Annotated in this window: 20 protein-coding genes and 1 pseudogene; 15 read left to right on the top strand and 6 right to left on the bottom strand. The window is 46.5% G+C overall.

The genetic code is table 11. The features are described 5' to 3' along the window. Positions 1–24: 24 nt before the first annotated feature. The 10 genes and pseudogenes from ureC (at position 25) to urtE (ending at position 11,844) form a co-directional block, all read left to right on the top strand. A complete protein-coding gene (gene ureC, locus H9W84_RS10635; protein WP_239743533.1) occupies positions 25–2,145 on the top strand; it encodes an urease subunit alpha in 2,121 nt (706 codons plus the stop codon). 244 nt (positions 2,146–2,389) lie between these two features. Further along, the gene (gene ureE / locus H9W84_RS10630; protein WP_239743531.1) at positions 2,390–2,965 is read left to right on the top strand and encodes an urease accessory protein UreE; all 576 of its coding nucleotides are present in this window, start codon (positions 2,390–2,392) and stop codon (positions 2,963–2,965) included. A gap of 5 nt (positions 2,966–2,970) precedes the next feature. Then, positions 2,971–3,798: an urease accessory protein UreF gene (locus H9W84_RS10625; protein ID WP_239743529.1), complete on the top strand. Its 828-nt coding sequence runs from the start codon at positions 2,971–2,973 to the stop codon at positions 3,796–3,798. Positions 3,799–3,848: 50 nt separating this feature from the next. Then, positions 3,849–4,550: an urease accessory protein UreG gene (ureG, locus tag H9W84_RS10620; protein WP_239743528.1), complete on the top strand. Its 702-nt coding sequence runs from the start codon at positions 3,849–3,851 to the stop codon at positions 4,548–4,550. A 27-nt stretch (positions 4,551–4,577) separates the two neighbouring features. After that, entirely contained in the window at positions 4,578–5,222 is a 645-nt protein-coding gene (locus H9W84_RS10615) for a HupE/UreJ family protein (protein WP_239743526.1), read from the top strand. 593 nt (positions 5,223–5,815) lie between these two features. Beyond that, positions 5,816–7,069, top strand: coding sequence for an urea ABC transporter substrate-binding protein (urtA, locus tag H9W84_RS10610; RefSeq protein ID WP_060996033.1), 1,254 nt, complete (start codon positions 5,816–5,818; stop codon positions 7,067–7,069). Positions 7,070–7,368: 299 nt separating this feature from the next. After that, positions 7,369–9,021 carry an urea ABC transporter permease subunit UrtB gene (urtB, locus tag H9W84_RS10605; protein WP_420846673.1) on the top strand — a complete coding sequence of 551 codons (1,653 nt, stop codon included), beginning with the start codon at positions 7,369–7,371 and terminating at the stop codon, positions 9,019–9,021. Positions 9,022–9,039: 18 nt separating this feature from the next. Further along, positions 9,040–10,089, top strand: a pseudogene (gene urtC, locus H9W84_RS10600) (urea ABC transporter permease subunit UrtC); the annotation flags it as partial. A 228-nt stretch (positions 10,090–10,317) separates the two neighbouring features. Then, positions 10,318–11,136, top strand: a complete 819-nt coding sequence (urtD, locus tag H9W84_RS10595; protein ID WP_219333376.1) for an urea ABC transporter ATP-binding protein UrtD — start codon at positions 10,318–10,320, stop codon at positions 11,134–11,136. 9 nt (positions 11,137–11,145) lie between these two features. Next, positions 11,146–11,844, top strand: a complete 699-nt coding sequence (gene urtE, locus H9W84_RS10590; protein ID WP_138018348.1) for an urea ABC transporter ATP-binding subunit UrtE — start codon at positions 11,146–11,148, stop codon at positions 11,842–11,844. A 116-nt stretch (positions 11,845–11,960) separates the two neighbouring features. On the opposite strand, the gene fumC is transcribed toward urtE, so the two are convergent. Further along, entirely contained in the window at positions 11,961–13,376 is a 1,416-nt protein-coding gene (fumC, locus tag H9W84_RS10585; protein WP_239743524.1) for a class II fumarate hydratase, read from the bottom strand. Between the two features lie 399 nt (positions 13,377–13,775). Here fumC and H9W84_RS10580 point away from each other — a divergent pair, with 399 nt between their 5' ends. Together H9W84_RS10580 and H9W84_RS12125 are read left to right on the top strand one after the other, a co-directional pair. Then, positions 13,776–15,152: an MATE family efflux transporter gene (locus H9W84_RS10580; protein ID WP_239743521.1), complete on the top strand. Its 1,377-nt coding sequence runs from the start codon at positions 13,776–13,778 to the stop codon at positions 15,150–15,152. A gap of 103 nt (positions 15,153–15,255) precedes the next feature. Next, positions 15,256–15,387: a hypothetical protein gene (locus tag H9W84_RS12125; RefSeq protein ID WP_275579729.1), complete on the top strand. Its 132-nt coding sequence runs from the start codon at positions 15,256–15,258 to the stop codon at positions 15,385–15,387. A gap of 115 nt (positions 15,388–15,502) precedes the next feature. On the opposite strand, the gene H9W84_RS10575 is transcribed toward H9W84_RS12125, so the two are convergent. From H9W84_RS10575 to H9W84_RS10555, 5 genes are all read right to left on the bottom strand, one after another. Further along, the gene (locus H9W84_RS10575) at positions 15,503–16,159 is read right to left on the bottom strand and encodes a trimeric intracellular cation channel family protein (protein WP_239743519.1); all 657 of its coding nucleotides are present in this window, start codon (positions 16,157–16,159) and stop codon (positions 15,503–15,505) included. 234 nt (positions 16,160–16,393) lie between these two features. Next, complete coding sequence (locus H9W84_RS10570) at positions 16,394–17,131, bottom strand: proteasome-type protease (RefSeq protein WP_203172483.1); 738 nt, start codon at positions 17,129–17,131, stop codon at positions 16,394–16,396. A 45-nt stretch (positions 17,132–17,176) separates the two neighbouring features. Further along, complete coding sequence (locus tag H9W84_RS10565; RefSeq protein WP_239743517.1) at positions 17,177–18,028, bottom strand: transglutaminase family protein; 852 nt, start codon at positions 18,026–18,028, stop codon at positions 17,177–17,179. 60 nt (positions 18,029–18,088) lie between these two features. After that, positions 18,089–20,239, bottom strand: coding sequence for a circularly permuted type 2 ATP-grasp protein (locus H9W84_RS10560; protein WP_239743515.1), 2,151 nt, complete (start codon positions 20,237–20,239; stop codon positions 18,089–18,091). 507 nt (positions 20,240–20,746) lie between these two features. Beyond that, positions 20,747–21,595, bottom strand: a complete 849-nt coding sequence (locus H9W84_RS10555) for a LysR family transcriptional regulator (RefSeq protein ID WP_239743513.1) — start codon at positions 21,593–21,595, stop codon at positions 20,747–20,749. A 163-nt stretch (positions 21,596–21,758) separates the two neighbouring features. Between H9W84_RS10555 and H9W84_RS10550 the strand changes: the two genes are divergently transcribed. The 3 genes from H9W84_RS10550 (at position 21,759) to H9W84_RS10540 (ending at position 25,254) form a co-directional block, all read left to right on the top strand. Then, positions 21,759–22,163 (top strand): DoxX family protein, encoded by a 405-nt coding sequence (locus H9W84_RS10550; protein WP_239743511.1) that lies wholly within the window; start codon positions 21,759–21,761, stop codon positions 22,161–22,163. Between the two features lie 70 nt (positions 22,164–22,233). After that, the gene (locus tag H9W84_RS10545; RefSeq protein WP_239743508.1) at positions 22,234–23,040 is read left to right on the top strand and encodes a DODA-type extradiol aromatic ring-opening family dioxygenase; all 807 of its coding nucleotides are present in this window, start codon (positions 22,234–22,236) and stop codon (positions 23,038–23,040) included. A gap of 348 nt (positions 23,041–23,388) precedes the next feature. Next, positions 23,389–25,254 carry an ABC transporter ATP-binding protein gene (locus H9W84_RS10540; RefSeq protein WP_076774733.1) on the top strand — a complete coding sequence of 622 codons (1,866 nt, stop codon included), beginning with the start codon at positions 23,389–23,391 and terminating at the stop codon, positions 25,252–25,254. The last annotated feature ends 76 nt before the right edge of the window (positions 25,255–25,330 follow it).

Below are 25,330 nucleotides of genomic sequence, written 5' to 3'. Positions count from 1 at the left end.
TTTAAACAGTATAAGGGGTAAACCATGAAAGTTGGCGAATATAAGCTAAAAGACCAAGCCATTATCCTTAATGAAGGGCGCGCCGTCCAAACTATTTTGGTCAAAAACACCGGCGACAGACCGATTCAAATCGGCTCTCACTACCATTTTGCCGAAGCCAATGACGCACTGGCGTTTGACCGTGACAAGGCGCTCGGGTTTCGCTTAAATATCTTATCGGGTACGGCAGTGCGCTTTGAGCCCGGGCAAGCGCGGACAGTTGAACTGGTCGAGTTTGGTGGCAACAAGGCGATTTTTGGGTTTGCTGGGCGGGTGATGGGGCAAGCCACCGCATCTGTGGATACCGCAAGTTTGCCAAAATCACAAAAATCCGTACCTCGCCAAATGTATGCCGAGCATTTTGGCTTAACCGTGGGGGATAAACTGCGTCTTGCTGATACCGAGCTGTGGCTCGAAGTGGAAAAAGACTTTACCAGCTATGGTGAAGAGGTCAAATTTGGTGGTGGCAAAGTGATTCGTGATGGCATGGGGCAAGGGCAGCGCCCATTTGCTGAGGTGGCTGATACCGTGATTACCAACGCGCTTATTTTGGATTATACCGGGATTTATAAAGCCGATGTGGCAATAAAAGACAGCCGAATTTGGGCGATTGGCAAGGCGGGCAACCCCGATGTTCAATCCAATGTCACCATCGCCATTGGCGCAAGCACCGAGATTATTGCAGGTGAAGGCAAAATTTTGACCGCGGGCGGGATTGACACCCATATTCACTTTATCGCGCCACAGCAAGCGGAGGTTGCCTTAATGTCTGGGGTAACCACCATGATTGGCGGTGGTTCAGGGCCTGCCCAAGGCACGCTTGCCACCACATGCACCAACGGCAAATACCATATCGAAACCATGCTCAAAGCCCTTGATGATATGCCCATGAACATTGGGCTACTGGGCAAAGGCAATGTTAGCTTGCCGCAGCCGATTATCGAGCAAATCGAAGCGGGCGTGGTCGGGCTAAAACTGCATGAAGACTGGGGCACCACGCCGCAAGCGATTGATAACTGCTTGAGCGTTGCCGAAGAGTATGATGTGCAAGTGGCGATTCACACCGATACGCTCAACGAAAGTGGCTATCTAGAAAGCACGCTAAATGCCTTTAAAGACCGCTGTATTCACACCTTTCACACTGAAGGCGCAGGCGGCGGGCACGCCCCTGATATTTTGCGGGCGATTGGCGAGCCGCATGTGTTGCCGTCTTCGACCAACCCCACACGTCCGTTTACTATCAACACCATTGATGAGCATCTGGACATGCTGATGGTGTGTCACCATTTGAGCCCTGCGATTGCCGAAGATATTGCCTTTGCTGAGAGCCGTATCCGCCAAGAAACCATCGCCGCTGAAGATATTTTGCACGATTTGGGGGCAATCTCGATGATGAGTAGCGATTCGCAAGCGATGGGACGGGTGGGCGAGGTGATTATCCGCACTTGGCAAACGGCGGATAAAATGAAACGCCAACGCGGATTTTTAGCACCCGACACAGTGAGCCAAAATGCGTCTAACAGTGAGCTTCATGACATCGACCCAGTGACAGAAGATACAGTGACCGAAGATACAGTGACAGAAAATGACAATTTTCGCATTAAACGCTATATCGCCAAATATACCATTAATCCTGCCATTACCCACGGTATTGCCGAGGAAGTCGGTTCGGTGGAAGTCGGTAAATGGGCGGATTTGGTGCTATGGTCGCCCAAATTCTTTGGGGTGAAACCTGACACGATTTTAAAAGGTGGTAGCATCGCCGCTTACCCGATGGGTGATATCAATGCCTCCATTCCAACCCCGCAGCCGGTGCATTATCGTCCGATGTTCGCAAGCCTTGGCAAAGCCACACACCAAACCAGTATCACTTTTGTATCCAAAATCGCCTTTGACAACAATATCCAACACAAGCTCGGCTTGCAAAAAGTGATTCGCCCTGTGCAGTGTATTCGTAACATTCGCAAAAAAGATATGCGGTTTAATAGCTATTGCCCTGAGATGTCGATTAACCCAGAAACCTATGAAGTACGTGCCGATGGTGAGCTTCTCACTTGCGAGCCGTCAGCTGTGTTGCCAATGGCACAGCGGTATTTCTTATTTTAAATGTGATTTTAGCTATGAATGCCAATGTGATGACTAAAACCGAACAATCTCATCTACTCTGTGATGAATGTGGCAGTGAGTTTTTTAACAGTGTATCGCCAATGAAAAATCTTTGCCCAAACTAATCGCATTTACTGTATGGGCTATAACAACTGTGAACATCAATTTAAAGCGGGTCGTTGTCAAAAATGCGGTTGTCATGGGCAAACTTCTAAGTAGGTAGAAAATTTAACAAAGGATAATGATGAAAATTTATAATCAGCGCGTGCAACAGTTAACTGACCAACAGCAAGCCGATTTGGTTAACCAACAAGCAAAAGGGCAGTTTTTGCAGCTCGATTTTGACACGCGCCAGCGGTCACGCTTTCGTGCCACCCAGCAAAATGGTGAAGCGGTCGGTATCGACCTACCACGCACAGGTACGCTCAAAGACGGTGATGTGGTGCAAAATGCGTCAGGCGACATCATACAAATTTTTGCCAAACCGCAAACCCTCACCAAAGTCACCGCCGACAATGCTTTTGAACTGATGCGCGGGGCGTACCATTTGGGCAACCGTCATGTGCCTTTGATGTTGGTTCAGCATGACAATGATTACGCCCTGTATTTTGAGCCCGATTATGTGCTTGCCGATATGCTAGTGAAATTAGGCTTAACCGTGAGCGAGGTGGAACATGCTTTTGAACCCGAAACAGGGGCATATGGGCATTCACATTCACATTCACACGCACATGGACATGGACATGATAATCGGTTAAGCCACGCAGATACGCAAAGCACAATCGTCGGTGATTTAACCAAAGCCACGTTTTTTTCATGAAAACGATGACAACAATATCACACCTTACACAGACGACACCGCCACAACAATTGCTTAAGCTGATGATGCTGGCGTCGAGCAATTTGCCGATTGGCAGTTATACCTATTCCCAAGGCGTGGAGTCTGCCATTGAGCAAGGCTTTATCCATGATGAAGCCAGCAGTTTGGCGTTTTTGCAAGCGTATCAGCAAGAGGTCTTACTCAATTTTGAACTGCCGCTGATGGCAAGTATGATGCAGTTGTCAGCGCAAACAACTCACGATAGCTTGGTGGATAGTCTAGCCAATTTTTACGCGGCAAGCCGTGATAGCCATGAGTTTTTATTAGAGAGTCAACAATTGGCGCAGGCATTTTGTGCCTGGCTTGATGGCGTGCTCGACCTTGCGATGCCACAAGATTGGATAGCGCAAGGCTATTTACCGTTATTTGCCCGCTTGGCGTATTTTTGGCAACTGCCGATAGCCGATAGCCTGACGACCTATGCGTTTGCTCAAATGGAAAATCTGACCTTGGCGATTGTCAAAACCTTACCGCTGGGACAAATGGCAGGGCAACGTATTATTTGGCAATTGGGGCAAGCGATGGATGAACCGATTGCCAAGCTTTGCCAAACGCAAGCCAGCAAAGTCAAAACGGCATTGACAGCCATCAATCATCAGCAAACGGCTATGGCTGCTCTAAAAGACATTGCGCCACAATTTTTACAGGCACAGCAGCATGCCCAAACATTACTGATGTTAATCAACCACTTGCAACTATCAGCGTCTGTACCGTCGTTGGCAGAATTATCCTGTCATCATGAACAACAATATAGTCGCCTGTTTCGTTCCTAAAACCCCTGTCTTTAACAACCCGTCTTTAACATCAATCACAAGGAAACACCATGACTGGCTTTACCCAAAAAACCCCAACCCAACAGCCTCGCTTATCCCCGTTACGCCTTGGCATTGGCGGGCCTGTTGGCTCTGGCAAAACCGCTTTGACCTTGAGTCTGTGCCGCCGTCTCAAAGACGTGTACAACATGGCGGTGATTACCAACGATATTTATACCAAAGAAGATTCGGAGTTTTTGACCCGCCACGATGCCATGCCCGCTGAGCGGATTATCGGCGTGGAAACGGGCGGCTGTCCGCACACAGCGATTCGTGAAGATGCATCGATTAATCTTAATGCCGTGGCCATCTTGCAAAATCGCTTTGACGGTCTTGAGCTGATTATCATTGAATCAGGTGGTGATAACTTGGCGGCGACCTTTAGCCCAGAGTTGTCGGATTTGACTATTTATGTGATTGATGTGAGTGCAGGCGACAAAATCCCCCGCAAAGGTGGACCCGGGATTACCAAATCAGATTTGCTGATTATCAATAAAACCGACCTTGCGCCACTCGTGGGCGCGGATTTGTCGATTATGGACAAAGACGCCAAAAAAATGCGCGGCGATAAGCCGTTTGTGTTTAGCAACATGAAAACCCAAGACGGTTTGGATGACATTATCAAATTTATCCAACAACAGGGCATGCTAAGAGCGCTAGAGATTCCGTCACAGCCTGTCCAACATTTACCAAGCTCAAGCGAAAATATGTAAAAAATTCAATAAAATCAAGGAGACATAATGAAAACTTTAACCCAAAAAACGGCGTTGGCAGCCGCGCTTTTTAGCCTTTCAAGTGTGGCAATGGCGCATGTTGGTCATGGTTTAACCCATCATGCAAGTGCAAGTTCAGTAGATTTAATGGCTGCCGTCACCGCAGGGCTCATGCACCCTATCTCTGGTCTTGACCACGTGGTGCTTGCAGTTGGCATGGGCATGGTGTTTGCCCGTCACAAAAAACTGGGTTTAGGCTTATTGGTGACAAGCTTACTGTTAGGCTTTGCTTTGGTGCAACTAGCTCATGTGGCGATTGGCTCATCGATTATTGAAGGTGCGATTTTGCTATCGGTGGTGTTGACAGCGGTCGCAGTTTTGGCGCAGCGTACCAAGATAGCACAAGCCAATCAGAAAAGCTTTTCGCTTATGATGGCGATCAGCTTATTTGGTTTGACGCTATTTCATGGTATGGCGCATGCTGTGGAGATGCCAGTCAGTAGCGTGAGTCAAGGATTTGGCTTAGGCATGATAACCGCGATGTCCGCCTTGTTTGCTGTGGGTGCAGGGGTGATGAATTGGGTAAAAGCACAAGCCCATGCGCATCCCAAGCTGTCTTGGCTACCTTCAATTATAGCGGCATTGGGTATGGCACTGGTATTGGCTAACTAGGGATTAACAACGTTTTTGATAAAAAGTGCAAGCTGTCTGGCTTGCACTTTTTTTATGCAACAAATTGGGTACTGTCATAAAGACACTGGCGATAAAGCGTTATTTAGCGTCAATCAATGCTAGTTGAATGCTAGAGCAATGCCATAGGAATGCTAGAGTAATGCTAGAGTAATGCTAGATGAATGGTAATAGTGCAAAAAACCATTCCAGTTCATCAGATTGGTGAAATCGCTAAGGTCGCCAAAGTTTGCCCACTTTTTACCAAGGAGCAGCATTTAGCCAATGGGCGATTTTTTAAAATAACTTTCTTTAACTATAACAATTCAACCTTTTGATTTAATTGATAAAATTTTCAAAAATAGCTTTTAATATGCAGATTGGCACACTAATTGAATTGTCACTATAGTCAGTTAAGACAATCAGCAACCGATAGCCAAAGCCTATCCGTTACGCTCTACCTTAAAACGGCAATCCATCTATTTTAGGAGTGACACATGTTAGACAAAAAAACCACCGAGCTAACCACGACTGAGCGTCAATTAAGCCGTCGTGCATTTGGCAGATCCTTGGTTGCCCTAGCGGTAACGGGCAGTATGATGTTGACAGGTTGTTCAAAACCGCAATCATCAAGTGACGCCAAACCAGCCAGTGGCACGTCAACCACTGCTGCCACCGGTAGTGCGCCTGCCCCTAGCAATGGGGATACCATCAAAGTGGGTATCTTGCATTCACTCTCAGGTACCATGGCAATTTCTGAAACATCGCTCAAAGACACCGCGTTGATGGCGATTGATGAAATCAATGCCAAAGGTGGGGTGATGGGCAAAAAACTTGAGCCTGTGGTTGTCGACCCTGCCTCAGACTGGCCATTGTTCGCCGAAAAAACGCGCCAACTGCTGACACAAGACAAAGTCGCGGTTATCTTTGGTTGCTGGACATCGGTTTCTCGTAAATCCGTGTTGCCTGTGGTTGAAGAATTAAACGGCTTATTGTTCTACCCTGTGCAGTACGAAGGACAAGAGCAGTCCAAAAATATCTTTTATACTGGCGCCGCGCCAAACCAACAAGCCATTCCTGCGGTTGAATACTTGATGTCACCAGAAGGCGGCGGTGCCAAACGCTTCGTCTTACTGGGTACTGACTATGTGTATCCCCGTACCACCAATAAAATTTTACGGGCGTTCTTAAAGTCTAAAGGCGTGGCAGATAGCGATATCATGGAAGAATATACCCCATTTGGCTTTAACAACTACCAAACCATCGTGGGTAATATTAAAAAATTCTCAGCGGGTAAAAAGACCGCAGTTATCTCCACCATCAATGGTGACTCAAACGTCCCCTTCTACCGTGAGCTTGGTAACCAAGGCATCAAAGCGGCGGATATTCCTGTGATGGCGTTCTCTGTGGGTGAAGAAGAACTTCGCGGTATCGACACCACCCCATTAGTCGGACACTTGGCAGCATGGAACTATTTTGAATCGGTCAAAAACCCTGTAAACATCAAGTTTGTGAATGCTTACAAAAAATACGCCATTGACCACAAACTGCCAAATGCCGATAAAGTAGTGACCAATGACCCAATGGAAGCCACCTATGTGGGTATCAATATGTGGAAACAAGCGGTTGAAAAAGCGGGCTCCACCGACGTGGATAAAGTCCGTGCTGCCATGGCAGGTCAAAGCTTTGCTGCGCCATCAGGCTACACGCTAACCATGGATGCCGAAAATCACCACTTACACAAACCTGTGATGATTGGGCAAATCCGTGCCGATGGTCAGTTTGATGTGGTTTACAAAACCAAAGATGCCATTAAAGCTGAACCTTGGAGTCCTTATATCCCAAAATAAGTATCCCAAAATAAGCCTTTCCAATAAGCTTGAATGAAGTTAACAATCGATGTTGTGACAGCCATACCGTGCATCAATACCCCAGCTGGTATGGCTTATTTTTTTGCCAAAATTTTACGATTTCACCTTTTATTGATTTAAACATTGATTGATTTAAACATTGATCCGTCACACCACCAAACAGATGGACTAATCATATAAACTAAGGAGCGACCATCATGCTCAATGGTAATCATTCTCTCGGGCAGTTTTTGCAAAAAAGTAAAAAAATTGTGCTCGGCATGTCGCTAGCGACCACGATGGGCATTGCGTTGCCAAGCGTGAGTAATGCACAGGCAACTACCGCTTCGGCCACTACGATAACCAGTACAGTAACCACAGCAGCCCCAACTACCGCAGCCACAAGCACGTCAGACACAAGCACCACAGCCAGCGCAGGCGATGATATTCAAAAATTCGTAGCCGCTGATTTTGCGGGGCGTCAAGCCATGCTCAACAACTGGACAGGCACGAGCCAATCCTATGACAAACTGGTCGAGCTGATTAACAGAGACGAGCTGTACCGTGATGATGCCGGCAATGTCTATACTTTAGAAAATACCGACCAACTCTACCACTATCCTGCGCACACCTTGGTAAGCAATTGGCCAAGCGACCTGAACCAAGTCACGCTTAATAACGCGCTGCGTTCGGCGTTGACCTTAGGGCAAACCAAAGCCAAACTCAAATCCGACGATGCCAGCGAGCGCCTTAAAGCGGTGGATATCCTAGCCGACAATATCGCCACGCTCGATAAAAAAACCGTTGCCGATATTTATGCCAATGAAAAAGACAGTACGGTAAAAGCAGCATTGGCGCAACTGCAAGCACGTATGGATTTGCAATCGGGCGATGAGATGACCCAGATTGCGGCATTAAAAACCTTGGCGTCCAGTAACAGCCCCGATGTGTTAGCCGATATCGAAGGGATGGCAAAACAACCCAGCCATTCCCCTGAGCTCAAACAAGCCTTACAAACCACCCAAGACAAAGTCAAATCGCGTATCAAAGCCAGTGAGTGGACAGGACACGTGTTTTCTGGCTTCAGCACCGCCAGTATTTTGTTGTTGGCGGCGTTGGGACTTGCCATTACTTACGGTTTATTGGGTGTCATTAACATGGCGCATGGTGAGCTCATTATGATTGGTGCCTATACCACCTATGTGGTACAAAGTTTTTTTAAAAGCCATTTGGCAGGCTATGTCGATTGGTACATGCTTGCCGCGATTCCGCTGGCGTTTTTGGTGAGCGCCGTCATTGGCATGATTATTGAGCGGGTGGTGATACGTCCGCTATATGGCAGACAGTTAGAAACCTTGCTTGCCACGTTTGGCGTGAGTTTGATTCTGATGCAGTTAGTTCGCATGATTTTTGGGGCGCAAAACGTCGAAGTCTCCAATATTTCATGGCTAAGCGGCGCTGTCGCCTTGACCCCAAGCTTGATGTTGCCATACAACCGTATTGCCATTATCGGTTTTACCATTATCGTATTGTTATTACTGGTGTTTTTACTCAAATACACCCGCTTTGGTCTGTTTGTACGTGCTGTGACCCAAAACCGGCAAATGGCGCGCGCGGTGGGTATTCGCTCGGCGCGTGTCGATATGATGGCGTTTGGGCTCGGCTCTGGCTTGGCAGGTTTGGCAGGCTGTGCTTTGGCGCAAGTGGGCAACGTCGGTCCTGATTTGGGGCAAAACTACATCATCGATGCTTTCTTGGTGGTGGTGGTCGGCGGTGTCGGTCAAATTTGGGGGGCAGTACTGGCCGCCTTGGGTCTAGGCGTGAGTGGCACGGTGCTTGAGATTGGCATGGGTGCGGTGATTGCCAAAATCATTTTGTTGGTGCTGGTGGTGCTATTTATCCAAAAACGCCCACAAGGTCTGTTTGCCCTTAAAGGTCGCTTTGTCGAGTAATCATTGGAGAGTGAAAGAATGCGTATTTTACAATTATTTGCAGATAAACCAGTGAGTCGCTTGGCAATTATGGGCTGTTTTGCGGTGTTGATGGTGTTGCCTTGGTTGCATTTGCTACCTGCCGATTCGGCGCTGCATTTATCCGCTTATTGGGTCACTTTGATTGGCAAAATCATGTGTCTGGCGATGGTTGCATTGGCACTGGATTTGGTATGGGGCTATGCGGGGATTTTGAGCCTTGGGCATGGCTTGTACTTTGCCCTTGGCGGGTATGCAATGGGTATGTATCTGATGCGCCAAGCATCAGGCAACAGCTTGCCGGAGTTTATGCGGTTTTTAAGCTGGGATAAAATGCCTTGGTTTTGGGCAGGCACAGACAACTTTGCTTGGGCGATGATATTGGTCGTGCTGGTGCCGGCATTGGTGGCTTTTATATTTGGGTTTTTTGCCTTTCGCTCAAAAATCAAAGACGTGTATTTCTCGATTATCACCCAAGCCATGGTGTTTGCCGCATCACTTCTATTTTTCCGTAACGAAACTGGGTTTGGTGGTAACAACGGTTTTACCGGGTTTAAAACTATCTTGGGCATGGACATCGCTGCTCCCATGACGCGCACGCTGCTATGTTTTGCCACAGCATTCGTGCTGATGCTTGCCTACCTTGGCTTACGTTATTTGATGCACAAGCCGTATGGTCGCGTATTGGGCGCCGTGCGTGATAGCGAAAACCGTTTGCAATACCTTGGCTACCGTACCCTATGGTACAAACTATCTGCGTGGGTGTTATCGGCGATTATCGCAGGGATTGCTGGCGCGTTGTATGTGCCACAAGTGGGCATTATCAATCCCAGTGAGATGAACCCTGTCAACTCGATTGAAATGGCGGTCTGGGTCGCTACAGGTGGACGCGGCACGCTGATTGGGGCGATATTGGGCGCAGGTGTGGTCAATGCGGTGAAAACTTACTTTACCGTGGCGTATCCCGAAGCTTGGCTATTGATTTTGGGCGGGTTGTTTGTGGTCGTCACCTTGTTTTTACCCAAAGGCATTATTGGTCTATTGGATAAAATCACGCATGGCAAAAAAACGGTCGAGCCAAGCGTAAAAAATATGGAAACAGCCATACAAACAAACATTGAAACAAACGCAGAAACAAAAAAAGAATCTTAGGCGGCAGGGGCTTCAAGGGCGACAGTGGCGTCATGCTGACCGCCTGCAACCCAGTAGTTAGTTTGATTATACCCGATGACTGATAGCCCATAAACACCCCATTAATAACACATCAAAGAGTCTGTTATGAATACAAACGATAATAATATCAATGACTTTGCTGAGAGTAACTACGGACGGCTAAAGTCACAAGAAGCGGATTTTAGCAAAGGCATTGCCCTATATATGGAAGATGTCAGCGTGTGGTTTGATAAATTTCGCGCCTTAAACAACTTATCTTTGTACATCAAAGAAGGCGAGCTGCGTTGTATCATCGGACCTAACGGTGCGGGCAAAACCACGCTGATGGACGTGATTACCGGTAAAACTCGCCCCACGGAAGGGTCAGTGTATTTTGGACAAACCCACAATCTTGCCAGCATGACCACCGAGCAAATTGCCGAAGCTGGCATTGGGCGAAAATTTCAAAAACCCACGGTGTTTGAAAATTTTACCGTCATGGAGAACCTACTGCTTGCCGCACCCAAAGATAAGCGGGTCAAAAAAAGCCTGTTTAGCAAGCTTGACCCAGATGCCCAAAATGCCCTTGAGCAGACTTTAGCGACGATTCGCTTGGGTGAGTTTGTCAATAAACCTGCAGGATTGTTGTCGCACGGGCAAAAACAATGGCTGGAGATTGGGATGCTACTGATGCAGCGCCCCAAGCTGATTTTGCTCGATGAGCCAGTGGCAGGCATGACCGATGCCGAAACCGAACGCACTGCCGAGCTATGTTTGGAGCTCAAAAAAGACCATACCTTGGTGGTGGTTGAGCATGACATGAGCTTTATTGACACCATCAGTGAGCAAGTGACGGTATTGGCACAAGGGGCGATTTTGGCAGAAGGCACGCTTGCTGAAGTACAAGCCAACGACGATGTCATCGAAAAATATCTAGGGCGATAGGGGATAGCGATGTTAGAAGTAAACACAATCAATCAATATTATGGCGGTAGTCATATTTTGCGCGATGTCAGTTTGACTGCGCCTGTGGGTGAGTGTTCTGTGGTACTCGGTCGCAATGGCGTGGGTAAAACCACACTGTTAAAGTGCCTGATGGGAGTTTTACCGATTAAATCGGGTCAAATTTTGCTCGATGGCAAAGACATCAGCAAATTATCGCCCGAAAACCGCGTGCGCGCAGGCATGGCGTATGTGCCACAAGGGCGAGATATTTTTTCAACCTTAACCGTAGAAGAAAATATCTTGATTGGCATGGCAAAGTTTAAAGGCAGCAAAGCCAATAAAGTCCCAAGCCATTTGTACGAGATTTTTCCTGTGCTCGATGAAATGAGCCAGCGCCGGGGCGGTGACTTGTCAGGCGGTCAACAACAACAATTAGCGATAGCCAGGGCGCTGGCATCTGAGCCACGGGTGCTGATTTTGGACGAGCCGACTGAAGGGATTCAGCCATCGATTATCAAAGATATCGGGCGGGTGATTCGTCGCTTGGCTGACCAAGGCGATATGGCGATTATTTTGGTCGAGCAGTTTTATGACTTTGCTGAAGAACTTGCCGACAATTATACGGTTATGGCACGGGGGCAAGTCATTGCCCAAGGCATGGGTGGTGATATGCCAGAAAAAGGCATCAGGGAGCTAGTTGCGATTTAGTAAATAGCCAATGATGCGAGCGTTAGCTTTTAGCCAGATGGCTGTCATCTGGCTAAAAATTTGCTGATAAAAATTGATTTATCAAACAATGGGATTATGCCCCATCAACGCTTATATCACTTTGGACTAGTCATGGCTTCAGGTTTGACCCATTCATCAAATTGGGCGTCAGTCAATAAACCCAGTTCAACGGCAACTTGTTTTAAGGTTTTATTTTCTTTATAAGCAGTCTTGGCAATTTTTGCTGCATTTTCATAGCCGACATGGCGATTGAGTGCGGTGACTAACATCAATGAGTTGTGTAGGAAATAATCAATTTTTTCTGTCACAGGCTCGATGCCTACCGCGCAATGGTCATTGAAGCTGTCACAAGTATCGGCAAGTAAGCGAATCGATTGTAGTAGGTTGTAGCCGATGACTGGCATAAACACATTGAGTTCAAAATTACCCGAAGCCCCCGCCATATTGATGGTGACATCGTTACCCATCACTTGCGCCACGACCATCGTCATGGCTTCAGACTGGGTCGGATTGACTTTACCTGGCATGATGGATGAGCCTGGCTCATTTTCAGGGATTTTAAGCTCACCAATCCCACATCTAGGACCTGAAGCCAGCCAGCGCACATCATTGGCAATTTTATTAAGGCTCGCTGCCAAAGTTTTTAGGGCACCTGAGGCAAAAACCTCAGCGTCTCTGGCCGCTAACGCTTCAAATTTATTGGGCGCCGTGACAAACGGCACATCGGTCAACGCAGCTAAGGTTTGCGCGACCTGCTCGGCATAATCGGGGTGAGCGTTTAATCCTGTACCGACTGCAGTACCGCCTAAAGGCAGTTCATACAGACCTTGTAGCGCGGCATCCAGACGAATGAGCGCATGATCTAACTGACTGACATAGCCGCTAAACTCTTGTCCTAGCGTCAAAGGGGTGGCATCTTGCAGATGGGTGCGTCCGATTTTTACAATGCCAGCAAACTGCTCAGCTTTGCTTGCTAAGGTGTCCCGCAGTTTTTGCACCGCGGGGATAAGCAGATAGACAATCTGACGCGCCGCCGCTACCCGAATCGCGGTGGGAAAGCTGTCATTGGTAGACTGAGCATGATTGACATCGTCATTGGGATGAATCGGCTGATAACGACCTTTGCTTTGACCGGCAAGTTCATTGGCGCGGTTGGCAAGCACTTCATTCATGTTCATGTTTGACTGGGTGCCAGAGCCTGTCTGCCAAACCACCAAAGGAAATTGGTCACGCAGTGCCCCGTTGATGATTTCATCGGCGGCCTGCACGATAAGGTCACGTTTATCATCACTGATACGCCCTAATTTGGCATTGGTGATGGCGGCGGCTTTTTTGACCAGTGCCATGGCTTCAATCAGCGGCTGTGGCAAGGTTTCGCCACCGATTTTAAAGTTATTGCGGCTACGCTCGGTTTGCGCGCCCCAGTAGGCATCTATAGGGACGTTGACAGCGCCCATGGTGTCTTTTTCGCTGCGAAATTGCTGGGTATCGGTTTGGTTGTCGGTTGTCATTATTGTTCTCTTTTTTAGTGAATTTTTTTGATTCTGTCATTATCAAAGCGGCTGGTTATCGCCACTTATGCACCAAAGCACAGGGTAAAGTTTAACAGAGTTATCGACCATAAAAGTTTGAGAATATGTGTCGTTTGTTATCTTTGTTAAAGTAAGCGGTAACATGACGGGTGATAAGGAAAGATAGTTAACATTTTATTGCGATATGTTGTTGAGCAATCGTTTACTATGAACGAAATTTTGCCAGCGTCGGTAGATTTTTGGCCTTTCGATACGCTTTGTTTTGCTATCTAACACTGTATAAAACTTACCTAGCAGGTCAGTAATAAAAAAATAATTAAAATAGCCATCGTTATCATTATCATCATTAAGCAATTATCATTAAGCAAATTTGACGGTATGAAAAAATCACAACAACTTCCAGATTTTAGTTCGGTCGGCACGCTATGGCGACCGTTTTTGTTTTTCTTGTTGCCTTTGCTGCTGACCAATATCTTGCAATCGCTGTCAGGGACGATTAATACCATTTTTGTTGGGCAGATGCTAGGGGTACAGGCGATTGCCGCCGTATCGGTGTTTGCCCCAGTGCTGTTTTTTTTGATGGCATTTATCATCGGTATCGCTTCAGGCTCATCAATTTTGGTAGGGCAGGCTTGGGGTGCTAAAGAGTTGGATTTGGTCAAACGAATTACGGGCAATAGCTTTGCAATTATTTTGATATTAGGGGTGATGATTGCGATTGCAGGTAGCTTGCTCAGTCAATTGATTATTGTGCAGATGGGCGTCCCTGCTGAGATTCAAGGCTTGGCAAACCGTTATGCCAAATTGATGTTGGCAGGAAGTCCGCTACTGTTTTTATTTATCGCTTATACTTCGTTATTGCGTGGGGTTGGCGATTCGGTGACGCCCCTGTTTGCCGTGGGTATTTCTATTGTGATTGGGATTGTGGTGACGCCTGCGCTCATTCAAGGTTGGTTCGGGTTACCCAAGCTCGATATCCAAGCCCCTGCGATTGCGACTTTATTGTCACAGTTGTTGGTATTGCTGTTTTTGTTTTTTTATACCCGTGCCAAAAATCACCCCTTACAAATTGATACTCAATTACTCAAATATATACGCATCCAACCCGACATCGCGCGTAAAGTGATTCGGTTGGGGTTACCTACCGCGTTTCAGATGGTCACGGGCGCGATATCTGGCTTGGTGATTATTGGGCTGGTCAATGGCTTTGGTACCAATGCCACCGCAGCTTATGGCGCAGTCAACCAAGTGTTGAGCTATGTGCAATTTCCTGCCATGTCGATTGCGATAGCGGCATCAATTTATGCCTCGCAAGCGATTGGCGCAGGTAAAGTGACTGCCCTAAACTGCGTCACTCGCACTGCCATGATGACCAATCTCATTATTACTGGCGGGTTGATTGTTTTGGCGTATCTTTTTTCCCGTTATTTGATGGCGATGTTTATCACGGTGGAAGGCGTGATTGTACTGGCGCAGCAGTTATTGCACATTGTGTTATGGAGTTTGCTTTTCTTTAGCAGTGGCATGATTTTTAGTGGCATGATGCGTGCGACGGGCATGGTGTGGCAGCCCATGTTTATCAGTATCGGCACTATCTTATTGGTAGAGATTCCCAGTGCGATTTTACTCAGTCGTCATTTTGGACTGCAAGGCATTTGGTGGGCGTATGTGGCGAATTTTATAGTGATGAGCGTGTTACAAGGCTTGTACTACCAATTTGTTTGGAAGAAAAAAGCGGTCGAGCGATTGGTGTAAGTAGTATTTATTTCAATCTGGCAAAAGTAAGCCATCTAGATACCGACAGCGACTATTGTCCAAAACCGCATACGCTAAGCTTAGATAATGATATAACGAGATTTTGCTGTATCATTATCTTGCGGCTGCAGCACTTGACATCCCAACCCCAACCGACCATCATGCCTATCTGACTTACAAGCTTGACGTCATCAAATGCGAGCATCGGTATTATTTGCTTGATTTAGCCGCTTGATAAAGCCTTGAATTCATTAACGGATTGCCGCAGTCAAGTCACATCCGATGACTGACAGATCTGATAGCTGCCAAGTCTGATGGCTACCTAATCTGTTAACTACCCAATCTGTTGGCTAAGAGGCGCTTTTTTTCCAACCGGGTAAATGATAATTAAACGCCAGCGCGGCAATACGCAGCCCTGTGGTAGTGATGGTACTGATAAACATAATCACCCAAGCGGCAAGCGAGCTGTAAACTGCCAAAATCGCATACACCCAGCCGCCAACCAACGCACACATGGCATAAGGACGATGGTCAAAAAACGCGGTGGGCATCTCACCACAGGCGATATCGCGCATCACCCCGCCAAATACCCCAGTGATAATCCCCATGATGACTGACACCGCCATTGGCATACCGCTTGCCAGTGACGCTTGTACCCCAGAGGCAACAAACAAGCCCAACCCTAACGCATCTGCCAATTGAATCGCCGCAGGCGTGATACGAAACGGGCGGCGGCTATTGACTAGCATTACCACAATACAAAGCGCAAACACCAGCCATAACATCAGCTCTTGGGACACCCAAAAAAACGGCCGCCGCTCTAGCAAAGTATCACGCAGCGTGCCACCCCCATACGCCGATAAAAATCCCAGCACCGCTACCCCAAACATATCCATACGTTTGCGCACGCCTGCCAAGATACCTGACAAGGCAAAAGCAATGGTGCCAATGACTTCTACGGCGATTCTGAGTGATTCACCCCAAGGTGCCAAATCAGTTAGCTGCATAGCATAAAAACCAAACAATCATAAAAAATCACATCATACCATACCCACCAAAATAACCGCCTACCAAAAACCCAAGGTATTTACATTATCTATGACAAGACAATTGTCTAAGACAGGTCGATATAAACGGTAGCGCATTATGTCTCAAGAGCGGTATAAATCGACAGGGGATGACGCAGTGAAGAACTTGCTAGATGGCTTGACGTGGGTTGATTTTTAACTGTGTGACAGTTGCTATTGCCAATAGCTCATCGGTGAGTCTTCAAGTTCATTTAGAATTTTTCTCAGCCCATCTGACCAGTGTTGGCGGATGCTGGCAAAGTATTCATCGTTTTCATCAATGCGATAACCTTGTGGCATCTGTAAGCTGTCATTGTGATAGACCAACACGTCAATGGGCATACCGACGGATAAGTTGGAGCGGATGGTTGAATCAAAAGAAATCAAAATGGCTCGCATCGCTGATTTGAGTGATGCGTCATAATTCATGGAACGGTCTAAAATAGGTTTGCCGTATTTACTTTCGCCTAACTGGAAAAAAGGCGTATCGGTTGTTGCTCTGATGCAATTGCCTTCAGGGTAGATAAAATAAATTTCGGGTGATTGTCCCTTGATTTGCCCACCCAAAATAAAACTGCTTCTAAACTTGGTATCCGTTTCTTGTGCGATGGTTTGCGCATGGATGGTGGTTTCTCGTAAGCACTCACCCACCAATTGCGCGGCATCATACAGGGTAGGGACGGTATGAAGATTACGCTCTTGCGCAAGTTTGATGGCGTTATCTAATTTGGTAAATACCGCTTGTGACGTAGCCAAGTTGCCTGCGGTTTGTAGCACCAAAAACCGCTCGCCTTCAATGCCGTATTGATACATTTTGCGAAACATTGATATTTGGTCGACGCCCGCGTTGGTGCGAGTATCACTGGCGAAAATCATCCCGTCTTTGAGTCGGATACCCACACAATAGGTCATGGTTGTTCCTTTTTTAGCAAATATTGGTGAATCAATAGTGGCAAATTACTGCTGCGCTGCAAACTGCGCGTTAAGCTGCGGTATGTACTGGGGGCTTGTAGATACCATGACTTGACTATACAGTCGCTCGTCACCGCCCCCTGTTCTCACCCCGCGCACTGGCGCCGCATCGGCATAGTCACGCCCAAAGGCGATGTAGACATGAGAATTGGGGGTAAAATGTTGGTTAGAGATATCAAAGGTGTACCAATTACCTGCAAGCCAGACTTCTGCCCAGGCATGGCTTGCCATATGCGCTTGGGTCGCTTCATAAATATAACCCGATACATAGCGTGCTGCAATGCCTTTATCCCGTAGCAGCGCCAAAAATACATGGGTATGGTCTTGGCACACCCCAGCCGCCATCGCAAACGCTTGCTCTGCTGTGGTGCCGACATGGGTCACGCTTTTGGTATAAGGCATTTTATCGAGCAAGTCTTTTGCCAATGACTTGAGGATAGTTAACTGGGCATCGATGTCTTCACTTTGCAAAAACTGCTCAAGCGCGTCATGGGCAAATTCACGCATGGCTTCAGAGCATTGGGTCAGCTTGGTGGGTACGGCAAAAATCTGATACGGCACTTGCTGATTGTCAGGGATAAATAAGGTATCAGCGTTAATTTCTACTTCACCAAAGGCTTGAATTTGCAAGTTGTTGTGCGGTTCGTGACGGCTTAGGGTGAGCCATTGGTTGCCAAAGCCGTCCGTTTGCATTTGTGCGACTTTAGGCAGCATCACTTGCCAGTTATGGATGGTCTGGTGGGGTAGTGTCATCGGCGTCATGCGGATGTATTGCACACTGCGTAAGGCAAGTTGTTCATAAAAATAATTGGTTTGGTGGCTGATTATAAGTCTCATTGTACTCTCACTAACTGCTTATTTTTGTCAAAATGATGGTAGTCATCTAATAGATTTGGCTTATACACCTTGCTGTAAAATATTTGAAAACGCGCCCGATAGTGACTGAAAATCTTTTGATTGATTAGACTTTAACAGTTGATTGACCAATCGATCCAGCTCACGCCAGCGGGTGTTTTCTGGCAAGGTATTAACAACTTCTTTAAGTTTTTGCACGCACTCACGGCAATCTTTTTTCATCAATATATGACAGTCCAGCGATTCAAAACATTGTCCGAGTTGCCAAAAGGTGACCACAATCGGGTTTTCTTGTTGCATCGATGCATTGCAGGCATATAGCTGTAGGCTAGCAGCGCGGTACGCTCCCGTATTGGCTAACCGTTTGATGAGGTTATAGAGTTCAGCCGTATCTTTGCCAATAACGCCTTTGACGTCTTGGACATTTTGCTCGATAAAGCCAATGGTTTCAGGCACCTTTTTGTTGGCAAGGTATTCATATAGGGCATCGGCATCGGCTGAAATCGGCAAGCCAAGATTGTGCACGATTGCATCGACATCTGTTTGGCTGCACTGATCATTTGACAGCCGTGTAATGATTTGTTCATAGTAGCGTAAGCGCTCACTGTATCGACCTAGCCACACTAAATAGCTCGCTGTCGATAACAGCAAAATTAAGCGGTTATGGTTGATATTTTCATACGCCAATAAAGTCGATGATTGCGATTTTCGTTCATGGTTGGTTTGAATGGTACCCAAATGAGCGGTGCCTTGTTTGCCGCTGAGTTTGCCATTGACGGTATCGACCACCCAAGTGTCTTTTACCCCACCGCCTTGGGATGAGTTGACCACCAATGAGCCTTCGGTCATTGCCACCCGCGTCAATCCGCCAGGTACAATATCCACTGTGCCATCGCCATGTGACAACACAAAAGGGCGCAAATCAATATGGCGCGGTGCGATGCCACTGGCAACCGCGGTTGGATTGGTGGACAAGCTAATGGTCGGCTGGGCGATAAACCCTGCTGGGTTGTCTAGTAAGCGTTTGCGGTAAGCGGCAATTTGTTCTTTGCTTGATGTCGGTCCTATCAGCATCCCATACCCCCCCGAGCCCTGCGTTTCTTTAATCACCAACTCTGGCATATGGTCGAGCACATATGCCAACTCATCGGCATCACTGCATTGATAGGTTTGTACATTGGGTAAAATCGGTTTCTCACCCAAATAATACTCAATTATTTTGGGTACAAATGGATAAAGGCTTTTATCGTCAGCAATCCCTGTGCCTGGGGCGTTGGTTATCACCACATTACCTGCGCGATACGCACTCATCAGCCCTGACACCCCCAAGATTGAATCGGGTAAAAACGCCAACGGGTCCAAAAATGGGTCGTCAATACGGCGATAAATCACATCCACTTGTACCTTGCCGCGTACCCCTTGGATATAGACATGGTTGTTTTCTACAATCAAATCATAGCCATGCACCAAAGGCACATTCATTTCACGCGCCAAAAACGCATGTTCGTAGTACGCACTGTTAAAACGCCCTGGGGTGAGTACCACGATTTGTGGGTCGTATTTGTTGGTGGTGCTTGATAGACACGCCTTTAAGCGTTTTGGATAGTCCGCCACCGGCAATACAGACTGAGATTGGTAGAGTTTGCTTAGTAGGGTTTGCGACACGTTGCGGCTCTCAAGCATATAAGAGACGCCAGAAGGGGTGCGCAAGTTGTCCTCGAGCACACAGTATTGTCCGTGCTGATCGCGAATCAAATCAATGCCGCTGATATGGGCATAGACGGGTTTATCCAAGTTGATACCCAGCATCCACGGCTCGTAACCACTGTTTTTAAATACAAACTCGCTTGGCACAATGCCTTCTTTGACAATCGTCTGTTCGTGATAAATATCATGGATAAATTGATTGAGCGCGCGGATACGTTGTTGGCAGCCTTGTTCCATCACTTGCCATTCTTGAATGTCAATAATACGCGGGATGATATCAAACGGTATCATGCGCTCAATGTTGCTGGCATCGCTATACACAGTGAAGGTCACGCCGCGGCGATAAAAAATATCCGATGCTTGGTTATTCAAACTAATTAATGTGTCTGAATTCATCTCTTGAAGCCAAGCACCCACCTGTTGTGCCGAGTGTCTATATTGCCCATCGGCGAGTTGCAGTTCATCAAATGCTTTGGCAATTGGCATTATTGGCTCCTTATGTATGACAAAAGATGGAATAGTTTTTGCCTCACGATGGCAGATATTTTCTTGACAGATTATTCTATAAATAACTTATTAAATAATTCATCAAATTTTATGCCAAAAAAACAAAGCAAAAGGCAGTTAAATAGTTGAAAAATAGATTAAAAATCGCTCAATTTTGCACCAAAATTAATCGAATTATTGAAGTTGGTGCAGTGTAAAACAAAAAATCTATACCATAGGCGCATAAAAATCATGACATTAACCAAATTGATGCAAGAGAAATATTTTGGTGAAAAATTAAACGAAGATTTTTCTACTAAATTGTTGTTATATGAAAAATTTTTTTATTAAAAATTATTGCAATACATCACCAGATAATGCGCATACTAATAGCAATAGTCAATACCCAACTTGTACAATTCAAACAACATGAACTAGTCGGATGCCGGCTTCGTTGATTACTCGACGCTAAGGCTCGTGACTTAAAGTATAGAAACAGTTAACAGGCTAATCGTTTTTTATTAAGTTCTCCCCCAAAAAATCAATTAATAAGCGTATTTTTAAATTTAAAAATGCTCGATTCATATAGACCGCATAGATTGATACGCTGCTAAATGGCTGCTCAAACAATTTGACCAGTCGCCCTTGCGCAATCTCATCCTCAATCAGCCATTCGGGCAATATCGCAGCGCCCATGCCTGTCAGCGCCATCTGTGCCATCATCACGGTGTTATTACTGCTGTTATAGGGTTTGAGTGTGGTTGCCATGTGCGTATAGTTGGGTAAAATCCCTGGCAGGTTACTGAGCGCCTCTGCAGACGTAGGCGGCTCGTGCTGCGCAAGAAAACGCGGACTTGCGACATAATAAAAATCTATTTTACCGAGCGGTTTCACAATTAAATTATCTTGTGGCGTGTTGACCACCCGCAGCGCTAGGTCATAGCCTGCAGCAATCAAATCGGTGAAGCGATTTTCCAAATCAACTGTTAGCTCAATTTTTGGGTAATCTTGCTGGAATTTGGCAAGCAGATTGACAAAATAGGGCGTGGCAAACCATACCGGTGCAATGATTCGCAGTTTTCCTTCCGGCAATACACTGCCATCATGTGCCTTGGTTTTTGCCTGCTGCAAAATATCTAGGGCGTGTACCGCTTCAGCGTAGTATCGTTGACCGACTTCAGTGAGGCTCAAATTACGGTTGTTGCGATGTAATAGCTTGGCTTGCACATAGGCTTCAAGGTGTTGTAAGTGTTTGCTGGTCATGGCAAGCGACATATCGAGTGCATCAGCGGCTTTGGTAAAACTGCCTTTTTCTACGATGGTGCGAAACACTTGCAAGCTTTTGAGCGTATCCATGCGTATCCTTAAGTGAGTTAACGCTTGAATGCGTCATCTCAATTATCAACTATTAAGAAATAATATATCAATATTTTATGTGTTTTTCTCTTAATAAGATATCAATATAATGGCGTTATCACATATAGTCATGACTTTAACTTTAGACTAATAGGACACAACAATGAACAATGTTTCTCGATATCAACCTTATGTACTTGGCTTGCTTCGCATCGTACTGGGCTACACCTTTATGCTACATGGCATGGCAAAATTATTTGGGGTGCCGCATGTGGCGATGTTTGATGGCTTGCAATTGTTTTCGCTGATGGGCTTAGCAGGCGTGTTAGAATTGGTCGGTAGCGTGTTACTGATTTTGGGGTGCTTTACGCGTCCTGTCGCTTTTATTCTGTCAGGTCAAATGGCGGTGGCATACTTTATGATGCACGCGGGTATTGAGAATTTTTGGTTGCCACTGCTCAACCAAAGGGAAGCCGCTGTACTGTATAGCTTTGCTTTCTTATACTTATCTGTTGCAGGCGCGGGTGCTTTCTCACTCGATAATCGCGGACAAGCTGTCAGTGCCTAATTAATCAAAATCTTAGGTAATAAAAATTTTAGCTAATAAAAGTCTTAGGTGATAACAATAGGAGGTCGCCATGAATGGTTTAACATTAACTGATGTATTAGGCGCAAGCATTGACAAGCCAACGCTGCCGAGTTTATTTATCTCGCATGGCGCACCGACGATTGCGATTGAAGATACGCCATTTACTCAGGCGCTGCGTCAGCTCGGTGCAGCTTTACCCAAGCCAAAGCTTATCATCATCATGTCGGCGCACTGGGAAAGTGGCGAGTGGCTAATCAACGCCAATCCAGCGCCTAGCACTTTACATGATTTTGGCGGTTTTCCTAAAGCGCTATTTGAAATCCAGTACCCCGCAGCTGGTCATCCGGCCGCTGCGCAAAGTATCGCCAAGCAGCTAGCGCAAATGCAAGTGGCGGTTAAAGTGGTCGACAATCAACCATTTGATCATGGTGTCTGGACACCGCTGCTACACATGTACCCCAATGCCGATGTGCCAATCGTGCAGGTGTCATTGCCACACGGGTTTAGCCCCAGTCAGTTGTATCAGCTTGGGCAGTTGTTTGCGCCGCTACGGCAACAAGGGGTGTTGATTGTGGCATCGGGCAGTATTACCCATAACTTGTATGGCGTGCGTTTTAACAGCCAACAGATTGAGCCGCAAGCCAAAACCTTTAAATACTGGATAATAGATCAGCTAAAAGCCAATGACAAAACGATGTTTGATTGGCAGACGCATAGCTTGGCGCGCCACAATCACCCAACGCCCGAGCATTTACTGCCTGTATTTTTTGCGCGGGGCGCAGGGGATGTGATGTCGGTGGTGCATGAAAGCTTTGCTCACTACAATCTGGGTATGGATATTTATCGGTTTGATTAGTGGATAAAAAAAGGCGAATTAACCGCAGTAAATTTGCCTTATCATCAATCTATCGCACAAACTTTATAAGGCTTCATAAAAATATCATTTGTATTGCTTTATTTTAGCACTTTTACCCAATATTGTAGCGGTTGACTAAGCTTCAAAAAAAGCCTCAAAAAAAGCCATTATTCTAGAATAATGGCTTTTTTATGGCGATAAAAAAGTTTTGATAACTACCTCTTAGGATTAAGTTGAAAATTGTTTACTTGTATGTAAAGGATTGTAGCTAGCCGTCGGCAACCCTGCTATCAATCCTCAATATCTGCTAAAATAACACAGATAATTTTAAACTACTGATAATCAATTATGGGTTTATTTCGTTTTTTTGAAAATCGTCTGGAAGTCTATCCAGAAGACAATTACAACCTACCGACGGATAATTTTCTGAAGTTTCTGTGGGCGTGTACCAAGGGTCTGCGTGGTTGGATTTTTGCCTTCATGTTCTTGACAGGCTTGATAGGCGTGTATGAGTCGCTACTTTATAAGTGGATTGGCGATATCGTCAACTGGCTGGGTGCTTATACGCCCGCTAATCTGTGGGCAGAAAAAGGCGATAGTTTGCTAATGATGGCGGCCGTGTTGGTGGTCAGCCCGATTTTGGTTGGGTTAAGTTCGCTGATTCATTTTCAGACCTTGCAAGGCGTGTTCCCGATGCAGATGCGCTGGCGTTTTCACCGTCAAATGCTCGGTCAATCCATGCAGTTTTATCAAGACGAGTTTTCCGGGCGGGTATCTGCCAAGGTGATGCAAACCGCGCTTGCGGTGCGCGATACCATTATGACCATTGCCGATATGCTGGTGTATGTATTGGTGTATTTTGTCAGTAGTGGCATTATTTTATTTCACCTTGATGGTTGGTTACTCATCCCATTTCTGTTATGGATGGTGATGTTCTTTGCCACTGTGGCGTATTTTATCCCCAAGCTTAAAAACTCTGCCAGTCGCCAAGCCGATGCGCGTGCCTTGATGACAGGGCGGATTACGGATGCGTATGCCAATATCACGACGGTAAAATTATTTAGCCACTCTCGCCGTGAGCTAACTTATGCCAAAGATGCGATGAGCCAGTTTTTGGATACGGTGCATGACCAAATGCGCTGGGTGTCCCGCCTTGAACTGGTCAATCATTTGATTAATGTGGTATTGGTCGGTACTACGGTAGCCCTCGGTTTGTACCTGTGGTATTACAACGGCTTGAGCGTGGGAGCGATTGCGGCAGCGACTGCGATGGCGATGCGTCTTAACGGCTTGACCCACTGGATAATGTGGCAAACGGCGGCATTGTTTGAGAATATCGGTACCGTGCAGGACGGCATGAAAACCTTGTCAAAACCGCATACCGTGGTAGATAAGCCGAATGCTAGGGATTTACTCATCACGCAAGGCGAAATCAACTTTAGCCATGTCGATTTTAATTATGGTCGCAGTGGCAATAAAACCAATGACACCGATGCCAAGCAAAAACTACTCGATGATTTTAACCTTGAAATTAAGGCAGGTGAAAAAATCGGTCTAGTGGGACGCTCTGGGGCAGGTAAATCAACCTTGGTGAATTTGCTACTGCGTTTCTATGATGTCGACGGTGGCGCGATTTTGATTGACAATCAAAACATCAGCGATGTCACCCAAGAGAGCTTACGCCAACAAATCGGCATGGTCACCCAAGATACCTCACTACTGCACCGCACCGTGCGAGAAAATATTGCCTATGGTCGCCCAGATGCCACCGATGAGCAAATCATCAGCGCCGCCAAACAAGCGCATGCGTGGGAGTTTATCCAACATTTAAGCGATGCCAAAGGCAATGTCGGCTTGGATACCCAAGTCGGTGAACGAGGGGTCAAACTCTCGGGTGGACAACGCCAGCGCATCGCCATCGCCCGTGTGATGCTCAAAAATGCGCCGATTCTGCTGCTGGATGAAGCGACCTCAGCACTCGATAGCGAAGTGGAATACGCCATCACTGACAGCCTTAACGATATGATGGCAGGCAAGACCGTGATTGCGATTGCTCACCGATTATCGACGATTGCGTCGATGGATAGATTGGTGGTGATGGATAGAGGGCAAATCGTCGAGCAAGGTAGCCATGCCCAGCTATTGGCTCAAAATGGTGTGTACGCCAAATTATGGGCAAGACAAAGTGGCGGGTTTTTGGGGGAAGATGATTAAATAAAGGTACGGCTAACTTACGCTAGATTTGATATAACCCAATGGCAGGGGTGAATGGCAAGTCACAAAAGGGGTA

Origin of the sequence: Moraxella tetraodonis (genome assembly GCF_022359095.1) — a bacterium.
GTDB classification, from domain to species: Bacteria; Pseudomonadota; Gammaproteobacteria; order Pseudomonadales; family Moraxellaceae; genus Faucicola; species Faucicola tetraodonis.
Note: the sequence above shows the minus strand (reverse complement) of the source record. Positions and strands in the feature narration are given on the sequence as shown.